Here is a 16223-nt window from a genome sequence, read left to right as displayed (position 1 = left end):
CATAAAGCTGTTGTAAAGCCTTATGGAAAAAACTAACTTTGCTGCTTTCATAAACTTATTCAAAAATGCTGACAAAAAAAGTAGTTGAACTTCTAGAAACTGATCACATATTACAGGAATACAAGGTAAACGGATGGGTAAGAGCCTTTCGAAGCAATCGTTTTATAGCGCTAAACGACGGCTCCTGCTTAGATAATTTACAATGTGTTGTAGATTTTGAAAATACGGAAGAAGACACTTTAAAGAGCATTACCACCGGAGCAGCCATCTCGGTCACCGGCACCCTAAAAGAAAGTGAAGGGAAAGGACAACGTGTGGAATTGGATGTAAAAACCGTTGAGATCTTAGGCCATGCAGACCCGGAAGATGTGAAAAAAACTATACTTCAGCCCAAGAAACACTCCATGGAAAAGCTTAGAGAGCAAGCCCACTTGAGAGTAAGAACCAATACCTTCGGAGCGGTAATGAGAGTAAGGTCTAAACTGGCTTTTGCAGTACATCAATATTTTAATAACAACGGATTCTACTACGTTAACACACCTATCATAACAGGTAGCGATGCTGAAGGTGCTGGCGAAATGTTTAAAGTAACCAACCTTGATTTAAAAAAGGTTCCTACCAATGAAGCTGGAGAGGTCGACTTTTCTAAAGACTTTTTTGGTAAAGAAACCAATCTTACGGTAAGTGGCCAACTAGAAGCTGAAACCTATGCCCTGGGACTTGGAAAGGTCTATACATTTGGACCAACCTTCAGAGCAGAAAATTCCAATACCTCTAGACATCTTGCGGAATTCTGGATGATAGAACCTGAAGTCGCTTTTTGTGACCTCGAAGGAAACATAGATTTGGCAGAGGACTTTATCCAGTATGTATTAAATTATGTTTCTGAACATTGCAAGGCAGATTTGGAATTTTTGGAAAACAGACTTTTACAGGAGGAAAAGTCCAAACCAGAAAAAGACAGATCTCCAATGCCACTAAGAGAAAAAATAAACTTTGTCTTAAAAAATAATTTCAAGCGGGTGTCTTATACTGAGGCCATTGAAATCTTAAGAAACTCCAAGCCAAATAAAAAGAAAAAATTCAACTACATCATTGAAGAATGGGGAGCTGACTTACAAAGTGAGCATGAGCGCTATCTTGTCGAAAAACACTTTGGATGTCCAGTAGTTTTATACGATTATCCAGCAGATATCAAAGCCTTTTACATGCGTCTAAATGATGATGGAAAAACCGTAAGAGCCATGGATGTGCTTTTCCCTGGTATTGGAGAGATTGTAGGAGGCTCTCAAAGGGAAGAGCGCTATGATGTATTACTTTCCAAAATGAAAGAACTCGGCGTCGACGAAAAAGAATTGTGGTGGTATCTGGAAACCAGAAAACTAGGCACCTGTAAACACTCAGGATTTGGACTCGGGTTTGAGCGTTTGGTTCTTTTTGCAACGGGAATGTCCAACATTAGAGACGTAATTCCTTATCCAAGAACTCCACAAAATGCAGAATTTTAATTCTAAAACCTGCATTGAGAAGCATGTGGTTGAACAGCTTGAAGGAAAAATAAGACTTCAGGAATATGGAATTTCAATTTTTGAATCTATACGGAGTAGGAATGCTTTAAAAAAAAGCATTAAAAAGGAGCTTATCTCTTTGAATGGGAAGATAGCTCAAACTTCAGACTGGATTGAAAATGGTCAGGTTTTAAAACTTTATGCTGAAGAAATTAAGCAGAAGAAGAAAGTTTTCCAGCTTCAGCTTAAGGTAATATTTGAAGATGAACATTTGGCTGTCATTGATAAACCAAGCGGATATCCAACTAATGGCAATTACTTTAAAACCATAGAAAATGCTTTACCTTTCAATATAAAACCGTCTTCAGAAAAAGATAAATTACCCTACCCTCAAACTGTTCACAGACTGGACAATCCCACCTCTGGAGTCTTACTTGTTTCTAAAACCACTTCAGCAAAAACATTGCTTTCGGTGTTGTTTGAACAGAAAAAAATTCAGAAACAGTACATTGCAATTGCTGAAGGGCATTTGAAAATAACTGAAGGTAAATTCAGTTCACCTATTGAGGGGAAGCAGAGCCTGACTAGATTTCGAGTTGAAAATAGATTTCAGAAAAATAATAAAGATTTTAGTTTGGTCAATTTGTTGCCAGAAACAGGACGTACGCATCAGCTAAGGATTCATTTATCTTCAGAAGGACATCCTATTGTGGGAGATAAAGACTACGGATCATCAGAAAAGCATCAGCAATTACTTCTTCATGCTAGTTCGGTTCATTTTATTCATCCCAAAACTCGAGAAAGCTTAACGATTCAAACCGAGTTCCCACATAAATTCGTTAAATTTATGAATGAGTTGAAGTAAAATTTTAGATTTGAGTTCTAGTACTGAACATCATCTAAAAAACAATTTCAGCATAAATTATTGATTTGAAACCATGCTAAAACAAAGGCTTAACCTTAAATTATCTCAAAAGCTATCACCGCAACAAATACAGTTGATGAAGTTGATACAGCTGCCTACTTTGGCATTTGAACAAAGAGTGAAACAGGAATATGAGGAGAATCCTGCATTGGATGCTGGTAAAGAAAAAGATGAATTTGAAGATGAATTCAAAAATGAATCTGATGAAGACGATCATGATGTCATTGAAACTGAGTTTGACGTAGATGATTACTTGAGTGATGATGAGATTCCAAACTACAAGCTAAAGGCTAATAATTACAGTGCAGATGATGAAGACAAACAAGTACCTTATGCATCTGGCACCTCATTTTCTCAGTTCCTAAAAAATCAATTACAGACCTATACCTTCAGAGGTGATCAAGAGGATATTGCCTATTTTCTTGTTGGTAGTGTTGATGATAGTGGTTACATCAGACGGTCTTTGATTGATATAGTTGACGACCTGGCCTTTACTCAAAATATCTATACCGACGAAGAGTCTGTAAAAAAAGCGCTAAAGATTGTACAATCTCTGGACCCAGCTGGAGTTGGCGCTAGAGATTTAAGAGAATGTTTACTGATACAGCTACAACGAAAAGACAAGACAGAAAGCGTGAGTCTGGCTTACAGGATAATCGATGAGGCTTTTGACAAATTCAGCAAAAAACATTATGACAAATTGCTCCAAAAGTTCGGTATTTCTGAAGAAAAATTAAAGGATGCTATCGAAGAGATAGAGCATTTAAACCCTAAACCCGGAGCTTCATATTCTGGAAACACCAAATCTGTGGAACACGTCATCCCAGATTTTGCCATTCACATCAAAAATGGTGAATTAGAACTTACATTAAATGGAAGAAATGCGCCAGAAATGCATATTTCAAGAGATTATTCAAATATGCTAAAAGGCTACAAGGAAGCCAAAACTAAAACCAAAGAACAAAAAGAAGCTGTCTTCTTTATCAAGCAAAAGTTAGATTCTGCCAAATGGTTTATAGACGCTATAAAACAAAGGCAGGAGACGCTATATTCAACTATGTATGCCATAATGATGCATCAGGAAGAGTATTTCCTAACAGGCGACGAAAGAACACTAAGACCGATGATTCTTAAAGATATCGCTGAAAAAATTAATATGGACATCAGTACTATATCACGTGTAGCCAACAGCAAATACGTGGAAACTCCTTATGGAACTTTCCTGATTAAAAGCTTCTTTTCCGAATCGATGAAAAATGAAGAAGGTGAAGATGTGTCGACCAGAGAAATCAAGAAAATACTAGAAATGACCATTGAATCTGAAGATAAGAAAAAACCGCATACTGATGCTAAACTGGCTCAGATTCTAAAAGAAAAAGGTTATCCTATAGCTAGAAGAACTATCGCTAAATATAGAGAGCAGCTAGATGTACCTGTTGCGAGATTGAGAAAAGAAATATGAGAGCTGTAGAACAATTTTCTAAGTTCCTCTCTATTTTAGGCCATCCCCTTTGGATGCCAATTGCAGGTTGCTTGTTTTACTTCTATGCCATCCCAAATTATTTAGATCAACAAATTATTACTGCCAAACTTATGGCTGTTAGCATTTTGACCATATTCTTGCCTATCGTCTTTTTATTTATAGCAAAGAACCTCAAACTCATCAAGGATTATAATTTATCGGATGTAAAGGAGAGACGATTTTTCCTGATGTTTTTTATACTACTTGTTCTTATCTTATTGAATAACATTCTGGACGTATACAATTACAGGACGCTTTTCTATTTTTTCTCTGGCATCTTATTTTCGGGCGTGGTTTCTCTTCTCTTTAGCATGTTCCGAATGAAGATAAGTCTGCACGCCTTAGGCATCAGTGGACTTTTGTGTTTTATTGTTGGGTTAAGCTTATCGTTCCAGGAGCCACTGGTGTTTTCCATCACCTTATTTGCACTATTTCTTGGGCTCGTGAGCTCTTCCAGACTCTTCCAAAGAGCGCATACTCTGCCTGAAGTATTTTTGGGTATTGTAGCAGGTTGCATCCCTCAACTCTATTTTTTCAGCTATTGGGTTTGATTTTAAAGGAAAAAGAAAGTCAGACCAACTTTTACGGGTCTAATACTTACCTCCTCTTGAGAAGAATTAATTTGACCTTCAAAAACAGGGATAAGACTCAGGTCTGCAAAGAAATTGACAGCTCCATAACCAAAAGTGAGTTTTGCACTTGTTCTAAAGTCATTAATAGCGTTTATAGATCTAAAACTATAACGCTCTTCTGGACTTCTGTAAACGGATTTAGAACTTAATACATATCCGAAGTTGACCCCAAGATAAACTCTCCAGAATGAAAGTTTATCTACATCTGAAGACCTCCATCTAAATTCTAAGGGGACTTCAATTAAATTGGTAGTAAAACGGTTGGAATCGTAATCTATATCCGGGTCTATGGGTTCAAAAACATCATTGCTCCCTTCTCTCCTAATCTGAAGAGTTTGACCAAAAGTATTCAAATTAAAGCCTAAACCTAAACCGATAGACAAGTTGCGCCTCTTGTTAATTGGCATATCTCTTATAAATCCAAAAATAAGTCCGCCTGAAAATCCTGACTGGTCGACTTCTGAAGGAAGCTCGGTGAGGAAATTAAAACTAAACCCCACATAGAATTGATCCTCTCTGTACAAGGAATCAGACTCATTCTCTCTGAGCCAGGAAAGTTGATCCTGTGCTAATACGCTTGTAAACAGAAAGAGTAAACAAAAAAAATATAATAGTTTCATCGAAGAATTAAAAAGGGAAAGTTAACTAGGTTTCTTTAAATAAAAAAGGCACTCCTGATGAGGAATGCCTTTAAAATAAAATTATTATAAAATAATTACTCCAGATTAAGCGTTGCTTCACCTTCTTTGGTCGTGTAATTAATTTTTAATGCTTCAACTTTACGAAGTTCTTGCTTAATATCAGACACAAGACCCATATTAGTTTCTTTATCTACTTTAAGGGCAGTGGTCAATTTATCACGTAATTCTTCACGTTTTGATTGACGTTCTTCTTTAATGAACTGTTGAACTTCGTTTACACTGGCGTATTTATCGTTCAACTGTATCCTAGCTTCTGTACCGTAAGTTTCTTGATATCTAGGTGAGGGCTTACCTGCATAGATATACATGATTAGGTTTTTCTTATCTAATTTCTCAACTTGATCGGCAAAAGGCAAAATATTTTGAACCTTAAGTGATGTATCTCTCATCACAGTTACAACCATAAAAAAGAACAAAAGCATGAAAACAATATCTGGTAATGAGGCTGTGGAAATCGCTGGAGTTCCACCATCACCCTTCTTTTTAAACTTTGACATAAGTGTTCAATTTTAGTTTCGTTTTTTCGGTTCAGCTTCAGAGAGTTTCTGTGGAAACAATTCTTTAATCACACCAATTCTTTCTTTTAGCTTGTCTTTATCCCCTTGATACTCTGGATCATTAAAGGCAGCTTCCATATCGGTAAAATCTGTGTTATAAAGTCTGTTTGCTTCTCTATCCCTTAATTCATTATAGGCAGCTACAAGTTCATTCTGAACTGCGATGTAGCGTCCATATTCTGTTTTTCTATCGTTCTGTAATGATATTACAGCCTTTACAGGATTATCAGAAGATTTGGGGTCCTTGGCACCTTGACAATAGTCACATGCTTCGTCACCTTGACCTCCACCATTGTCTAAGAAGTCAATAGCAGATTGTCTTAAATCCTGAAATTCCATTCTTTCATCTTCAACAAATAATTCTCCACTTGCATTAACAAGAACGATGAAAATATTTCGTTCCTTCAACGGTGGTGGATCCTCTTGTTCGTCATCTATAGGAGGCAGTTTCCTTGTAATCCCGCTATCCGTCTCTATGGTAGTCGTTACCAAGAAAAAGATAAGCAGAAGGAAAGCTATATCCGCCATGGATCCAGCGTTTACCTCTGGTGCTGATCTTTTTGCCATAATTATTTAGTTACAATTTTTCTTACACTAGATACAAGCATAGCCAATACTGCTAAAACCGCTAGTATATAAAATGCTGTTAGTCCTGTACTTACCCATCTTGAGCCGCTTGCAGATAACATGTCCCCGTCTCTCAAAGCGGTTTCTGTACCACTAGATACTCCATAAGATATAGCAATAATGAGAACAAATGATCCCAAAGAAATAAGGGTTTTCTTTACGTTACCTGTAAATAGAGCCTTTATAGAAAATATTAAAACTGCTAATACTGTAATTCCAAGTATAATGTAAGACACATACATGAATGGTGCCAACACACTTGTCTGCAAAGCCGCATCGGCTTCTATCGCATCATCTCCAGAGTTGAGGATTCTCACAAAGAGAATAGCTCCCAATACTCCAAAGACGATTTTTACTATGTTTATTGCTTTATTCATATTTATTATTTGTTTTTATGTGCTACTAAGATATCGATAAGAGTAATCGATGCATCTTCCATATCGTTTACAATACTATCTATTTTTGCGATAATGTAATTATAAAAGACTTGAAGAATAATAGCTACAATCAAACCAAATACGGTTGTAAGAAGTGCTACTTTAATACCACCTGCAACTAAAGAAGGCTGCATATCACCAGCTGCTTCAATTTTATCAAAAGCCTGAATCATACCGATTACCGTACCCATGAAACCAAGCATTGGAGCAAGTGCGATAAATAAAGATACCCAAGACACATTTTTCTCAAGTTGTCCCATTTGAACACCACCATAAGCAACAACTGCTTTTTCTGAAGCTTCAACACCTTCGTCCATTCTGTCCAGACCTTGGTAGTAGATAGAGGCTACAGGACCACTTGTATTTCTGCAAACCTCTTTAGCAGCTTCAACACCTCCACTCTTCATGGCATCTTCAACTTGTTGAGCTAGTTTCTTAGAGTTGGTTGTTGCCAGGTTTAAGTATATAATTCTTTCGAAAGCAATTGCTAACCCTAGAATTAAACAAAGAAGTACAATCCCCATAAACCCAGGACCACCTTCAATGAAACGCTTTTTTAATTCCTGATGAAAACCTACACTTTCTTCTTCAGCATCGGCTCCTGAAGCTTCTGCATCATCTTGTACAAAGTTTACAGCTGCTTCTGTGAAAATATCAGAAGTGTTTGCCGCAGTTAAAGTTGTGTTACCAACTGCCATGATGGCTAAAATGGCTAAAATTGAAAATAATCTTTTCATTGTTGTCTGTCTTAGAATTAATAATTAGTGTTTAATGATTTTTAGTTTGTTTTTGTAAAAGCAGAGAGGAAGGGATTCGAACCCTCGGTTCCGATACAATCGGAACATACGCTTTCCAGGCGTACACCTTCGACCGCTCGGTCACCTCTCTAGATATTAATGAACGTTAACTAATACTTAGCAAATAAATAAAAAAAAATAGTTTTACAAGAAGGATTGCACGTTAATTTTTAATTCATTTCGCCTCGTAACGATGTTTCAAATATAGTTTTAAAAACTTTCGGACCTAAATTTTTATTCAAAAGATACATCATTTTTCCTACGGCAGCCTCTGTTGTTATGTCTCCACCACTAATAACTCCAAGCTTTTTCAGCCGTTCACTAGTAGCATATTTACCCATAAGTACCGCTCCTCCAACACATTGAGTCACATTGACTACATGCACTCCTCTGTCGATAAGAATTTTTAATGCTTCTGTAAACCAATCGTCTGTTTTTGCATTTCCACTTCCAAAAGTTTCCAGAATGACTCCTTCTATATGTGGAGTATCAAAAATATGTTTCAAGGTCTGTTGATTTATTCCTGGAAATAATTTTAAAATCAGAATGTTATCATTTAAAGATTTATGCACTACCATTTTTTTTCTCATGTTGGGCTTCATGAGTTTTTCGTAATTAATCTTCAAATTAACCCCAGATTCTGCAATTGGTGGAAAATTCGCCGATTCAAAAGCCTCGAAATGTTCAGCATTGACTTTGGTTGTTCTATTAGCCCTGTAAAGTTTGTATTCAAAATAAAGTCCAACTTCTTTAATTACCGTCTTGCCTTGCTCTTTTAAACCTGCCAGCTGAATACTGGTAATCAGGTTCTCCTTGGCATCGGTTCTCAAATCCCCAATAGGCAATTGTGATCCTGTAAAAATGATAGGTTTCTTCAGGTTTTCAAACATAAAGGAGATGGCTGAAGCAGTATACGACATGGTATCGCTGCCGTGAAGCACCACAAAACCGTCGTAATCTTCGAAATGTTCTTCTATTAAATTGGCAAGCTTCACGTAATCTGTCGTATCCATGTCTGATGAATCGACAGGCTCATCAAAACTTACGGTACTGATGTCGTGTTCCAAAAGTTTTAATTCTGGTATATTGGACAGCAATTCGTCAAAATTGAAAGCTGTGAGCGCACCAGTTTCAGGATTTTTGATCATCCCGATGGTACCTCCTGTGTAAACTAATAGAATTCTGGACATAAGTTGATTCTGTATTAAATTCCGAAGACGTCTTTAGAGTTTTGAGTGGTTTGGGCTGCAATTTCCTCAAGACTTACCTTATATATATCTGAAAGTTTCTCCACCACCTTCACTACGTAAGCACTTTCGTTGCGCTTTCCGCGGTAGGGCTTTGGGGCAAGGTAAGGAGAATCGGTTTCCAAAACGATGTGCTTCAGATCAATTTCATTCAAAAACTGATCGATCTTTCCATTTTTGAAAGTTGCTACGCCTCCAATGCCAAGTTTCATATTATAACTAATAGCCTGTTCGGCCTGAGCTTTGGTTCCTGTAAAACAATGAAAAATACCGTACAAGTCCTCTCCTTTTTCTTCTTCCAGCACCTCAAACACCTCATCGAATGCTTCTCTGCAGTGAATGACGATAGGCAGCTTATGTTTTTTAGCTAACTGAATTTGCCTTTTGAAAGCTTTGCGCTGAGTTTCAAAAAAACTTTTATCCCAGTACAAGTCGATGCCAATTTCGCCGACGGCATAAAATTTTCGCTTTGCTAATTCTTCTTCCACATGTTTGAGCTCCTCCTCTACCGATTCTGAAACGGAGGTTGGGTGCAGCCCCATCATCAAAAATATGTTCTCAGGAAATCGTTTTTCCAAGTCGTACATCGCCTGAGTGGTTTCTGAATCTATGGCCGGAATAAAAAAGCGTTTGACGTTTTTATCTATCGCTCTCTGAATGACTTCCGTTCGATCTTCGTTAAAAGCTTCAGAATATAAGTGTGTGTGCGTGTCTGTTATAGTCATGGAGCAAATTTATTTAAAACGAAACTTTATATTTGCCGAAAATCCTATAAATGTCGTCCTTAAAATCATTTCTGAAAGAAAAAAATTACAAAGCCCTAAAAATGAATAGTACCGAGACTAATCATTACGAGTGCAAAGTCACGATAAATGGTGTGGAAGGCAGTTTTATTATAGACACCGGCGCTTCGAGTTCCTGCATTGACTTTACTTACGCCGATCACTTCAACTTATTTTCTGAAGACAGCAACATCAAAGCCGCTGGCGCTGGCGCTACCAATATGTTGACCCGAGCGTCTACGAACAACAAGGTAGCTATTGGTAAATGGACCAAAAAGAAAGTGGATTTGATTCTGTTTGACTTGTCGCACGTTAACAAGGCTTTGAGCGATCACGATGCCGAATTGGTGCATGGCATCATAGGTGCGGATATTCTTAAAAAAGGCAAAGCGGTGATTGACTATAAAACGGATTATTTGTATTTGAAGTAGATGGAGTTATTGATGTAAGAGTATTGGGTAGACATAAGATTACTTAGGGATTCAAATAATTATAAACAAATTTGTGAATGTGTTAGACCTCACAGGTTTCAAAAACCTGTGAGGTGTTTTAAATCAATTTATGATGATTTCCCAGGCTTTAAAATGAGATAAAATTCGGTGTGGCGTTTACTTATAATTCAGTTAAATTAATATGATCTTGACTAATCTCGATCAGAAAGCTCGGTTTGCTATCTAACTTTTGAATTGATTCAATATTAGCATTGAAGATCTTTATTAATTCTTGATTTGAAATGTTACCCAAATTAATTTTAATAAGTTTTTTTGGGGTTTGTTTTACAAAAAATGAATCTCTAAAATCAGAGTCTTTAGAAATAAGTACGTAATCATTTTGATCTGCATATTTAGACAAGTCAGAATCTTTAGTCTCTGACTTGTCTAATATCTCATTTACATGTACAGATTCAAAACCTAAAGAAATGAGATGTCTCGCCAATTTATAAGATATATGAACATCGCACAGGAATCTCATCAGGCAACATTCATCGTATGACCCGACATATACAACTTAGCAAAATTTAAACTTGCTAAAATATCCTCTTTTTCAAGTTCGTTATGATCCTCCAGTATTTGCTCAATACTCATACCAGAGCCCAACATATCCATTATAACTTCAACGGGCCATCTCATCCCTCTTATACAAGGTTTGCCATGACAAATTTCAGGATCTATCGTTATTCTTTTTTTTAATTCATCCATGTCCATCATTTTCTCAAAGTTAATACTATTTGCCTTATTTTTCAATTTTAAGTGTTAAGGACATATGCACGTAAAAAAAACATGATTAAGTATAAAACAGATGAGTTGTACTTCAAGCAGCTTGAGGTTAATTAATTAATGTCTAAGTACAGGACAAAAATTTATTCTAATGGAATAAATACTAATTGGCGAATTTCTAGGATACCTAGCTTATGTTTTTCTGAGAAGGTTTGATTAATTTATAACTAAAATACAAAGGAAAAAGCAGTGGAATAAGAATGATGAATTTTCCAGAAATGAATGCTGAAACCACACCTATACCAACAATGCCAGCTAGAAAACCAATCAACAAGGCGTTCAAAATTTTAGCTCTTTTTACATTTTTATTTTCAACCACTATTAGATCATCTATTGATTCTGTTGGATTTTGCTTTTCCATAATTTTTATAGTGGATGAATTATTTTTCTTTAACTCTAAATTTTCTCAAAATACAGGTATATATAAACTGCACTTCCAAAACTTGTTGCATCTGTTGAAGTTAACTTGTAACCGTCTTTAGAATAGTCATCTAATTTTTCCTGGATTTCCTTTTTTGAAGATTTTACAATATGCTTTGTATCGGTTGTAAGCTTGGAATAATAGATCAAAGATTCTACTTTATAGTCTTTCATTTAAATTGGATAAAAGTGATTTATAATAGGTTTACGAATTTAAATATACTCTTTTATTTAAAACAGTTACAGTGCACTAACAGTTTTACTACAAAAAACATCAATCCGACTTAAACCCTTCAGATGATTTTCCTCACCAGGCTTTATCATTTAAGCCAACGCAAAATCCTAAAGCAATGTATCAAAACCCATTAAAATTAACGTGGGCAAATTCACCTTAAAAAGTCAGAAGTTTTGAGCATTAAAAAACCCTGAAGCTTGGAAAACCTTCAGGGTTGTGTATGTTTAAAAAGGACATGTTTTAAAGCTCGAGAGCTTTTTCAACATTGCCATCCATCAAGAGTTCTTTTGGATCTTCCAGTGCTTCTTTGATAGCGACCAGGAATCCTACAGATTCTTTACCGTCGATGATTCTGTGGTCATAAGATAGAGCCACATACATAATTGGGCGGATTTCTACTTTCCCGTCGATTGCTACCGGGCGCTCCACGATGTTGTGCATGCCCAGAATTCCACTTTGTGGTGGGTTAATAATCGGTGTAGATAACATAGAACCGAATACTCCTCCATTGGAAATGGTGAAGGTTCCTCCTGTCATCTCATCCACAGTGATTTTTCCATCTCTGGCACGTAAAGCCAAACGCTTCACTTCCTGCTCAACGCCTCTAAAGCCAAGATTTTCGGCATTACGCATCACTGGCACCATCAATCCTTTAGGTCCTGAAACCGCGATACTGATGTCTTTGTAATCGTAGGTAATCATTTCCTTACCGTCAATCATAGAATTGACCGCTGGGAATTTATCTAGCGCACGAACCACCGCTAAGGTGAAAAAGGACATAAATCCTAAACTCACACCGTGCGTTTCTTTAAATTTCTCTTTGTACTGAGACCTCAGGTCAAAAATTGGCTGCATATTGACTTCGTTGAAGGTCGTCAACATCGCCGTTTCATTTTTGGCACTCACTAGACGCTCTGCTACTTTTCTGCGTAGCATAGACATTTTGCTTTTGGACTCGCTGCGTTTTCCTGGACCGGGAGATCCCATAGAAGGTTTACCTTCTGCATTCATGGCGTCCTCTTTTGTAATTCTACCATCTCTTCCTGTTCCTTTTACATCTTTAGGATCGATGTTTTTCTCGTCCAAAGTTTTCTTGGCTGCAGGTGAAGGACTTCCTGTGGCATAGGTTTCTTTAGAATCTGAAGAAGACTTGCTTTTTTCATCTTTAGAAGAAGATTTATCCTCGTATTTAGATTCTTTCTTGTCTTCTTTTTTGTCCTCTGATTTTTTATTGTCTGAAGCATCTTTAGACTCCGACTTTTCTTTTTTATCATCACCGCCAGATGGCTTTTCGGCCTCTGTATCAATTAAGCAAACGACTTCCCCTACCTGGACGACGTCGCCTTCTTCTGCTTTTAAGGTAATAATTCCTGAAGCTTCCGCAGGCAATTCTAAGGTTGCTTTATCACTGTCTACTTCTGCAACAGCTTGATCTTTTTCTACGTATTCTCCGTCTTTTACTAACCATTCTGCGATTTCAACTTCGCTAATTGACTCTCCCGGTGAAGGGACTTTCATTTCTAAAGCCATAATAATATGTGTTTCGTAACTTGGTTTTTATTATTTATAATCTTGTATACAGTTGTCTTTTGAAGCATCGAAAACATAGTCGATCACTTCCTCGTGTCTTTTCTTAAATCTTGCCTGGCTTCCTGCTGCTGGCGATCCGTAAAAACGTCTACTACATACTCTAAAGTCTTTTGCCTTATGGTACTGCAATAGCAAGTGTGTGTAAGCGCCCATATTTCTTGGTTCTTCCTGTGCCCAAACAACATCTTTGGCGTTTTTATACTTTTTGATGATCTTATCAAGCGCTTCTTTTGGCACTGGGAACAATTGTTCTAACCTTACTAAAGCTACATCATCTCTTCCTTCTTCTTCTCTCCTTTTCTTCAAATCGAAGTAGAATTTACCTGAACAAATCACAAGCGTTTTAGTGTCTTTTACTTTGGCTTTGGGATCGTCGATAACAGTTTGGAAACTGCCTTCTGCCAGATCTTCTTTAGGAGAAACTACTTCAGCATGTCTCAACAAACTTTTTGGAGTAAAGACAATTAATGGTTTTCTATAGTTAGTTTTCAACTGTCTTCTTAACAAATGGAAGTAGTTGGCGGGGCTGGTACAGTTCGCAACAAACATATTGTCCTTGGCACACAACTGAAGGTAACGCTCCATTCGTCCTGAAGAGTGTTCAGAACCTTGACCTTCGTATCCGTGTGGTAATAAAAGAATCAAACCATTCTGAGTTTTCCACTTATCTTCTGCTGAAGAGATGTACTGGTCTATCATGATTTGTGCTCCATTACTGAAATCTCCAAATTGAGCCTCCCAAATCGTCAAAGTTGAAGGACTGGCCATAGCATATCCATAATCAAAACCGACTACCGCATATTCTGAAAGCAATGAGTTGTAGATATAAAAATGCCCCTGATCTTTGTTGATATTGTTGTGAGGCACATACTCTTCCTCGCTGTTTTCAGTTTTGATCACTGCATGTCTGTGAGAAAATGTTCCTCGCTCTACATCCTGACCAGAGATTCGCACATCATGACCTTCATCCAGTAAAGTTGCATAAGCTAGAAGCTCACCCATGGCCCAGTCCAGTTCATTTTTTTCAAAATACATCTTGTGACGGGTTTTCATGAGTTTACTTACTTTTCTCATGAAGCTTTTATCCTCTGGCAATGTGGTAATGGATTCTGCAAGTTCAGATAATTTGTCCAAATCGAAAGTCGTGTCTACAGGCTCTAGCATCTTGTGCTTATCGGCCGGCTCATAACCTTCCCATTCTTCCTGAAGAATTTTGGTGACCACTGCTTTGTCTTCTTTCTTGGAATCTTCGTACTCTTCGTTGAGTTTAGACTTTACTTTTTCTTCCAGTTCCTCCAGGTACTTTTCATCTATAATCCCTTCATCTACCAGTTTACTAGCATACAAATCTCTTGGATTTTTATGTTCAGAAATGGCTTTGTAAAGTTGCGGCTGAGTAAATCTTGGTTCATCACCTTCGTTGTGACCATACTTTCTATAGCCTAACAAATCGATAAAGACATCTCTACCAAATTCCATTCTATACTGAAGTGCAAACGTCATGGCATGGACAACAGCCTCAGCATCATCTGCATTCACGTGAAGCACAGGAGACAGAGTAACTTTAGCCACATCGGTACAATAAGTTGACGAGCGTCCGTCTATATAATTGGTTGTAAAACCAATTTGATTATTCACAACGATATGAATAGTCCCGCCAGTTTTGTAGCCATCGAGCTGTGCCATTTGCACAATTTCGTAAGCAATGCCTTGTCCTGCAATGGCTGCATCGCCGTGCACTACTATAGGCAATACATTCTGCTCTTCTCCAAGATGATGATCGTCTTGTTTTGCTCTGGCAATCCCTTGCACGACAGCACCTACGGTTTCCAGGTGTGACGGGTTAGGAGCTATATTTAAGTTGATTTCTTTTCCGGAATCGGTTTTACGGATGCAAGTCCAGCCCAGATGGTATTTCACATCACCGTCAAACCCATCTACATCGTAATCTTTCCCTTCAAATTCATTAAAAATATCTTTAGCACTTTTGCCAAAGATATTAACGAGGGTGTTTAAACGTCCGCGGTGGGCCATTCCCATCACAAATTCTTTCACTCCCATATCGGCAGCGCCTTCAATTAAAGTATCCAAAGCTGGAATCAAGGATTCGTTGCCTTCCAGAGAGAATCGTTTTTGACCTACATAACTTTTATGCAAAAAGCTTTCGAAAGTCACAGCCTCATTGAGTCGGCGTAATATATTTTTCTTCTGATCTTCAGAGTACTCAGTCTTATTTTGATTTTTATAAATCTTATCCTGAATCCATTTGATTTCTTCCGGTTTACGGATATAGGCATATTCCACACCAATGGAATCACAAAATACATTTTCAAGAAAATCGATTATTTGCTGAAGTGTTGCCTTCCCAATACCGATGATTTCACCAGCTTCAAACTCGAGATCCAAATCAGATTTCGACAACCCAAAGTTTTCAATATCGAGCTTTGGTGAATACTTGCGTCGTTCTCTTACGGGATTGGTCTTAGTAAATAAATGCCCGCGGTGTCTATAGCCATCAATAAGATTTACAACCTGAAATTCTTTTTGAACATTTTCTGGCACCTGTACCTTCTCAGTTTCCTTGGTCTCGGAATCTTTTAAGGTGACTGTAGTTTCTCCTGTGGAAAGCCCAGCTTCATCATATCCAGATTCCAAACCAAAATCAAAACCTTGAAAAAAGGCTCTCATACTAGGTTCTGTAGCGTCTGGATTCTGTAAATATTGATTATAGAGGTCTGCAAGTTGCGATGGGTGCATCGCATTTAGAAATGAATATTTGTCCATATTGAAATTACATCTTGTAATGTGTAATACAAAATTACGATTTCTATCCAAAACAGGGCTTCTTTGAATTAAATTTATCATTTCATACACCACTCTATTGAAATCTTAAACAAAATCATAAATCAAGACTTAACAATTTTCAAAAAAAGAAGGTAGATCTCTTTAATGATTTATTTTAGCCA

18 protein-coding genes and 1 tRNA gene are annotated in these 16223 nt (G+C 37.3%); 5 read left to right on the top strand and 14 right to left on the bottom strand.

The window, feature by feature from the left end; genetic code table 11:
- Positions 1–65 precede the first annotated feature (65 nt).
- The 4 genes from asnS (at position 66) to LB454_RS10715 (ending at position 4506) form a co-directional block, all read left to right on the top strand.
- Entirely contained in the window at positions 66–1508 is a 1443-nt protein-coding gene (asnS, locus tag LB454_RS10730) for an asparagine--tRNA ligase (protein WP_224464665.1), read from the top strand.
- A complete protein-coding gene (locus LB454_RS10725; protein ID WP_224464664.1) occupies positions 1495–2373 on the top strand; it encodes an RluA family pseudouridine synthase in 879 nt (292 codons plus the stop codon). The genes asnS and LB454_RS10725 overlap by 14 nt, the downstream gene beginning before the upstream one ends.
- Before the next feature lie 73 nt (positions 2374–2446).
- Positions 2447–3895 carry an RNA polymerase factor sigma-54 gene (rpoN, locus tag LB454_RS10720; RefSeq protein WP_224464663.1) on the top strand — a complete coding sequence of 483 codons (1449 nt, stop codon included), beginning with the start codon at positions 2447–2449 and terminating at the stop codon, positions 3893–3895.
- Positions 3892–4506, top strand: coding sequence for a hypothetical protein (locus LB454_RS10715; protein WP_224464662.1), 615 nt, complete (start codon positions 3892–3894; stop codon positions 4504–4506). Before rpoN ends, LB454_RS10715 begins: the two co-directional genes overlap by 4 nt.
- 2 nt (positions 4507–4508) lie before the next feature.
- Here LB454_RS10715 and LB454_RS10710 read toward each other — a convergent pair whose 3' ends face one another.
- The 8 genes from LB454_RS10710 to LB454_RS10675 all read right to left on the bottom strand — a co-directional run bounded on the left by LB454_RS10710 (position 4509) and on the right by LB454_RS10675 (position 9678).
- Entirely contained in the window at positions 4509–5207 is a 699-nt protein-coding gene (locus tag LB454_RS10710) for a porin family protein (RefSeq protein WP_224464661.1), read from the bottom strand.
- A gap of 95 nt (positions 5208–5302) precedes the next feature.
- Positions 5303–5785, bottom strand: a complete 483-nt coding sequence (locus tag LB454_RS10705; protein ID WP_224464660.1) for an ExbD/TolR family protein — start codon at positions 5783–5785, stop codon at positions 5303–5305.
- 12 nt (positions 5786–5797) lie between these two features.
- On the bottom strand, positions 5798–6412 hold the full coding sequence (locus LB454_RS10700; RefSeq protein ID WP_224464659.1) for an ExbD/TolR family protein: 615 nt from the start codon (positions 6410–6412) through the stop codon (positions 5798–5800).
- A 2-nt stretch (positions 6413–6414) separates the two neighbouring features.
- Positions 6415–6849, bottom strand: a complete 435-nt coding sequence (locus LB454_RS10695) for a hypothetical protein (RefSeq protein WP_224464658.1) — start codon at positions 6847–6849, stop codon at positions 6415–6417.
- Between the two features lie 5 nt (positions 6850–6854).
- Complete coding sequence (locus LB454_RS10690; protein WP_224464657.1) at positions 6855–7646, bottom strand: MotA/TolQ/ExbB proton channel family protein; 792 nt, start codon at positions 7644–7646, stop codon at positions 6855–6857.
- Between the two features lie 61 nt (positions 7647–7707).
- Positions 7708–7797 (bottom strand) — tRNA-Ser (locus LB454_RS10685).
- Positions 7798–7876: 79 nt separating this feature from the next.
- Positions 7877–8896, bottom strand: coding sequence for an asparaginase (locus tag LB454_RS10680; protein ID WP_224464656.1), 1020 nt, complete (start codon positions 8894–8896; stop codon positions 7877–7879).
- 14 nt (positions 8897–8910) lie between these two features.
- Complete coding sequence (locus LB454_RS10675; RefSeq protein WP_224464655.1) at positions 8911–9678, bottom strand: TatD family hydrolase; 768 nt, start codon at positions 9676–9678, stop codon at positions 8911–8913.
- 50 nt (positions 9679–9728) lie between these two features.
- Here LB454_RS10675 and LB454_RS10670 point away from each other — a divergent pair, with 50 nt between their 5' ends.
- Positions 9729–10166: a retropepsin-like aspartic protease gene (locus LB454_RS10670; protein WP_224464654.1), complete on the top strand. Its 438-nt coding sequence runs from the start codon at positions 9729–9731 to the stop codon at positions 10164–10166.
- Between the two features lie 181 nt (positions 10167–10347).
- Here the strand turns inward: LB454_RS10670 and LB454_RS10665 are convergent, their stop codons facing one another.
- The 6 genes from LB454_RS10665 to LB454_RS10640 all read right to left on the bottom strand — a co-directional run bounded on the left by LB454_RS10665 (position 10348) and on the right by LB454_RS10640 (position 16041).
- The gene (locus LB454_RS10665; RefSeq protein WP_224464653.1) at positions 10348–10707 is read right to left on the bottom strand and encodes a DUF5615 family PIN-like protein; all 360 of its coding nucleotides are present in this window, start codon (positions 10705–10707) and stop codon (positions 10348–10350) included.
- The gene (locus LB454_RS10660; protein WP_224464652.1) at positions 10707–10979 is read right to left on the bottom strand and encodes a DUF433 domain-containing protein; all 273 of its coding nucleotides are present in this window, start codon (positions 10977–10979) and stop codon (positions 10707–10709) included. Before LB454_RS10660 ends, LB454_RS10665 begins: the two co-directional genes overlap by 1 nt.
- 160 nt (positions 10980–11139) lie before the next feature.
- Positions 11140–11373 (bottom strand): hypothetical protein, encoded by a 234-nt coding sequence (locus LB454_RS10655; protein ID WP_224464651.1) that lies wholly within the window; start codon positions 11371–11373, stop codon positions 11140–11142.
- Between the two features lie 35 nt (positions 11374–11408).
- Positions 11409–11606: a DUF4177 domain-containing protein gene (locus LB454_RS10650; protein ID WP_224464650.1), complete on the bottom strand. Its 198-nt coding sequence runs from the start codon at positions 11604–11606 to the stop codon at positions 11409–11411.
- 301 nt (positions 11607–11907) lie between these two features.
- Complete coding sequence (odhB, locus tag LB454_RS10645) at positions 11908–13197, bottom strand: 2-oxoglutarate dehydrogenase complex dihydrolipoyllysine-residue succinyltransferase (protein WP_224464649.1); 1290 nt, start codon at positions 13195–13197, stop codon at positions 11908–11910.
- A gap of 30 nt (positions 13198–13227) precedes the next feature.
- A complete protein-coding gene (locus LB454_RS10640) occupies positions 13228–16041 on the bottom strand; it encodes a 2-oxoglutarate dehydrogenase E1 component (RefSeq protein WP_224464648.1) in 2814 nt (937 codons plus the stop codon).
- Between the last annotated feature and the right edge of the window lie 182 nt (positions 16042–16223).

It is taken from the genome of Psychroflexus montanilacus (genome assembly GCF_020164535.1).
GTDB classification, from domain to species: Bacteria; Bacteroidota; Bacteroidia; order Flavobacteriales; family Flavobacteriaceae; genus Psychroflexus; species Psychroflexus montanilacus.
This window is presented reverse-complemented; position numbering and strand designations above follow the sequence as displayed.

Coding starts and splice junctions, on each gene's coding strand:
- asnS (WP_224464665.1), top strand. CDS start 66: ATGCTGACAAAAAAAGTAGTTGAACTTCTAGAAACTGATCACATATTA.
- LB454_RS10725 (WP_224464664.1), top strand. CDS start 1,495: ATGCAGAATTTTAATTCTAAAACCTGCATTGAGAAGCATGTGGTTGAA.
- rpoN (WP_224464663.1), top strand. CDS start 2,447: ATGCTAAAACAAAGGCTTAACCTTAAATTATCTCAAAAGCTATCACCG.
- LB454_RS10715 (WP_224464662.1), top strand. CDS start 3,892: ATGAGAGCTGTAGAACAATTTTCTAAGTTCCTCTCTATTTTAGGCCAT.
- LB454_RS10710 (WP_224464661.1), bottom strand. CDS start 5,207: ATGAAACTATTATATTTTTTTTGTTTACTCTTTCTGTTTACAAGCGTA.
- LB454_RS10705 (WP_224464660.1), bottom strand. CDS start 5,785: ATGTCAAAGTTTAAAAAGAAGGGTGATGGTGGAACTCCAGCGATTTCC.
- LB454_RS10700 (WP_224464659.1), bottom strand. CDS start 6,412: ATGGCAAAAAGATCAGCACCAGAGGTAAACGCTGGATCCATGGCGGAT.
- LB454_RS10695 (WP_224464658.1), bottom strand. CDS start 6,849: ATGAATAAAGCAATAAACATAGTAAAAATCGTCTTTGGAGTATTGGGA.
- LB454_RS10690 (WP_224464657.1), bottom strand. CDS start 7,646: ATGAAAAGATTATTTTCAATTTTAGCCATTTTAGCCATCATGGCAGTT.
- LB454_RS10680 (WP_224464656.1), bottom strand. CDS start 8,896: ATGTCCAGAATTCTATTAGTTTACACAGGAGGTACCATCGGGATGATC.
- LB454_RS10675 (WP_224464655.1), bottom strand. CDS start 9,678: ATGACTATAACAGACACGCACACACACTTATATTCTGAAGCTTTTAAC.
- LB454_RS10670 (WP_224464654.1), top strand. CDS start 9,729: ATGTCGTCCTTAAAATCATTTCTGAAAGAAAAAAATTACAAAGCCCTA.
- LB454_RS10665 (WP_224464653.1), bottom strand. CDS start 10,707: ATGAGATTCCTGTGCGATGTTCATATATCTTATAAATTGGCGAGACAT.
- LB454_RS10655 (WP_224464651.1), bottom strand. CDS start 11,373: ATGGAAAAGCAAAATCCAACAGAATCAATAGATGATCTAATAGTGGTT.
- LB454_RS10650 (WP_224464650.1), bottom strand. CDS start 11,606: ATGAAAGACTATAAAGTAGAATCTTTGATCTATTATTCCAAGCTTACA.
- odhB (WP_224464649.1), bottom strand. CDS start 13,197: ATGGCTTTAGAAATGAAAGTCCCTTCACCGGGAGAGTCAATTAGCGAA.
- LB454_RS10640 (WP_224464648.1), bottom strand. CDS start 16,041: ATGGACAAATATTCATTTCTAAATGCGATGCACCCATCGCAACTTGCA.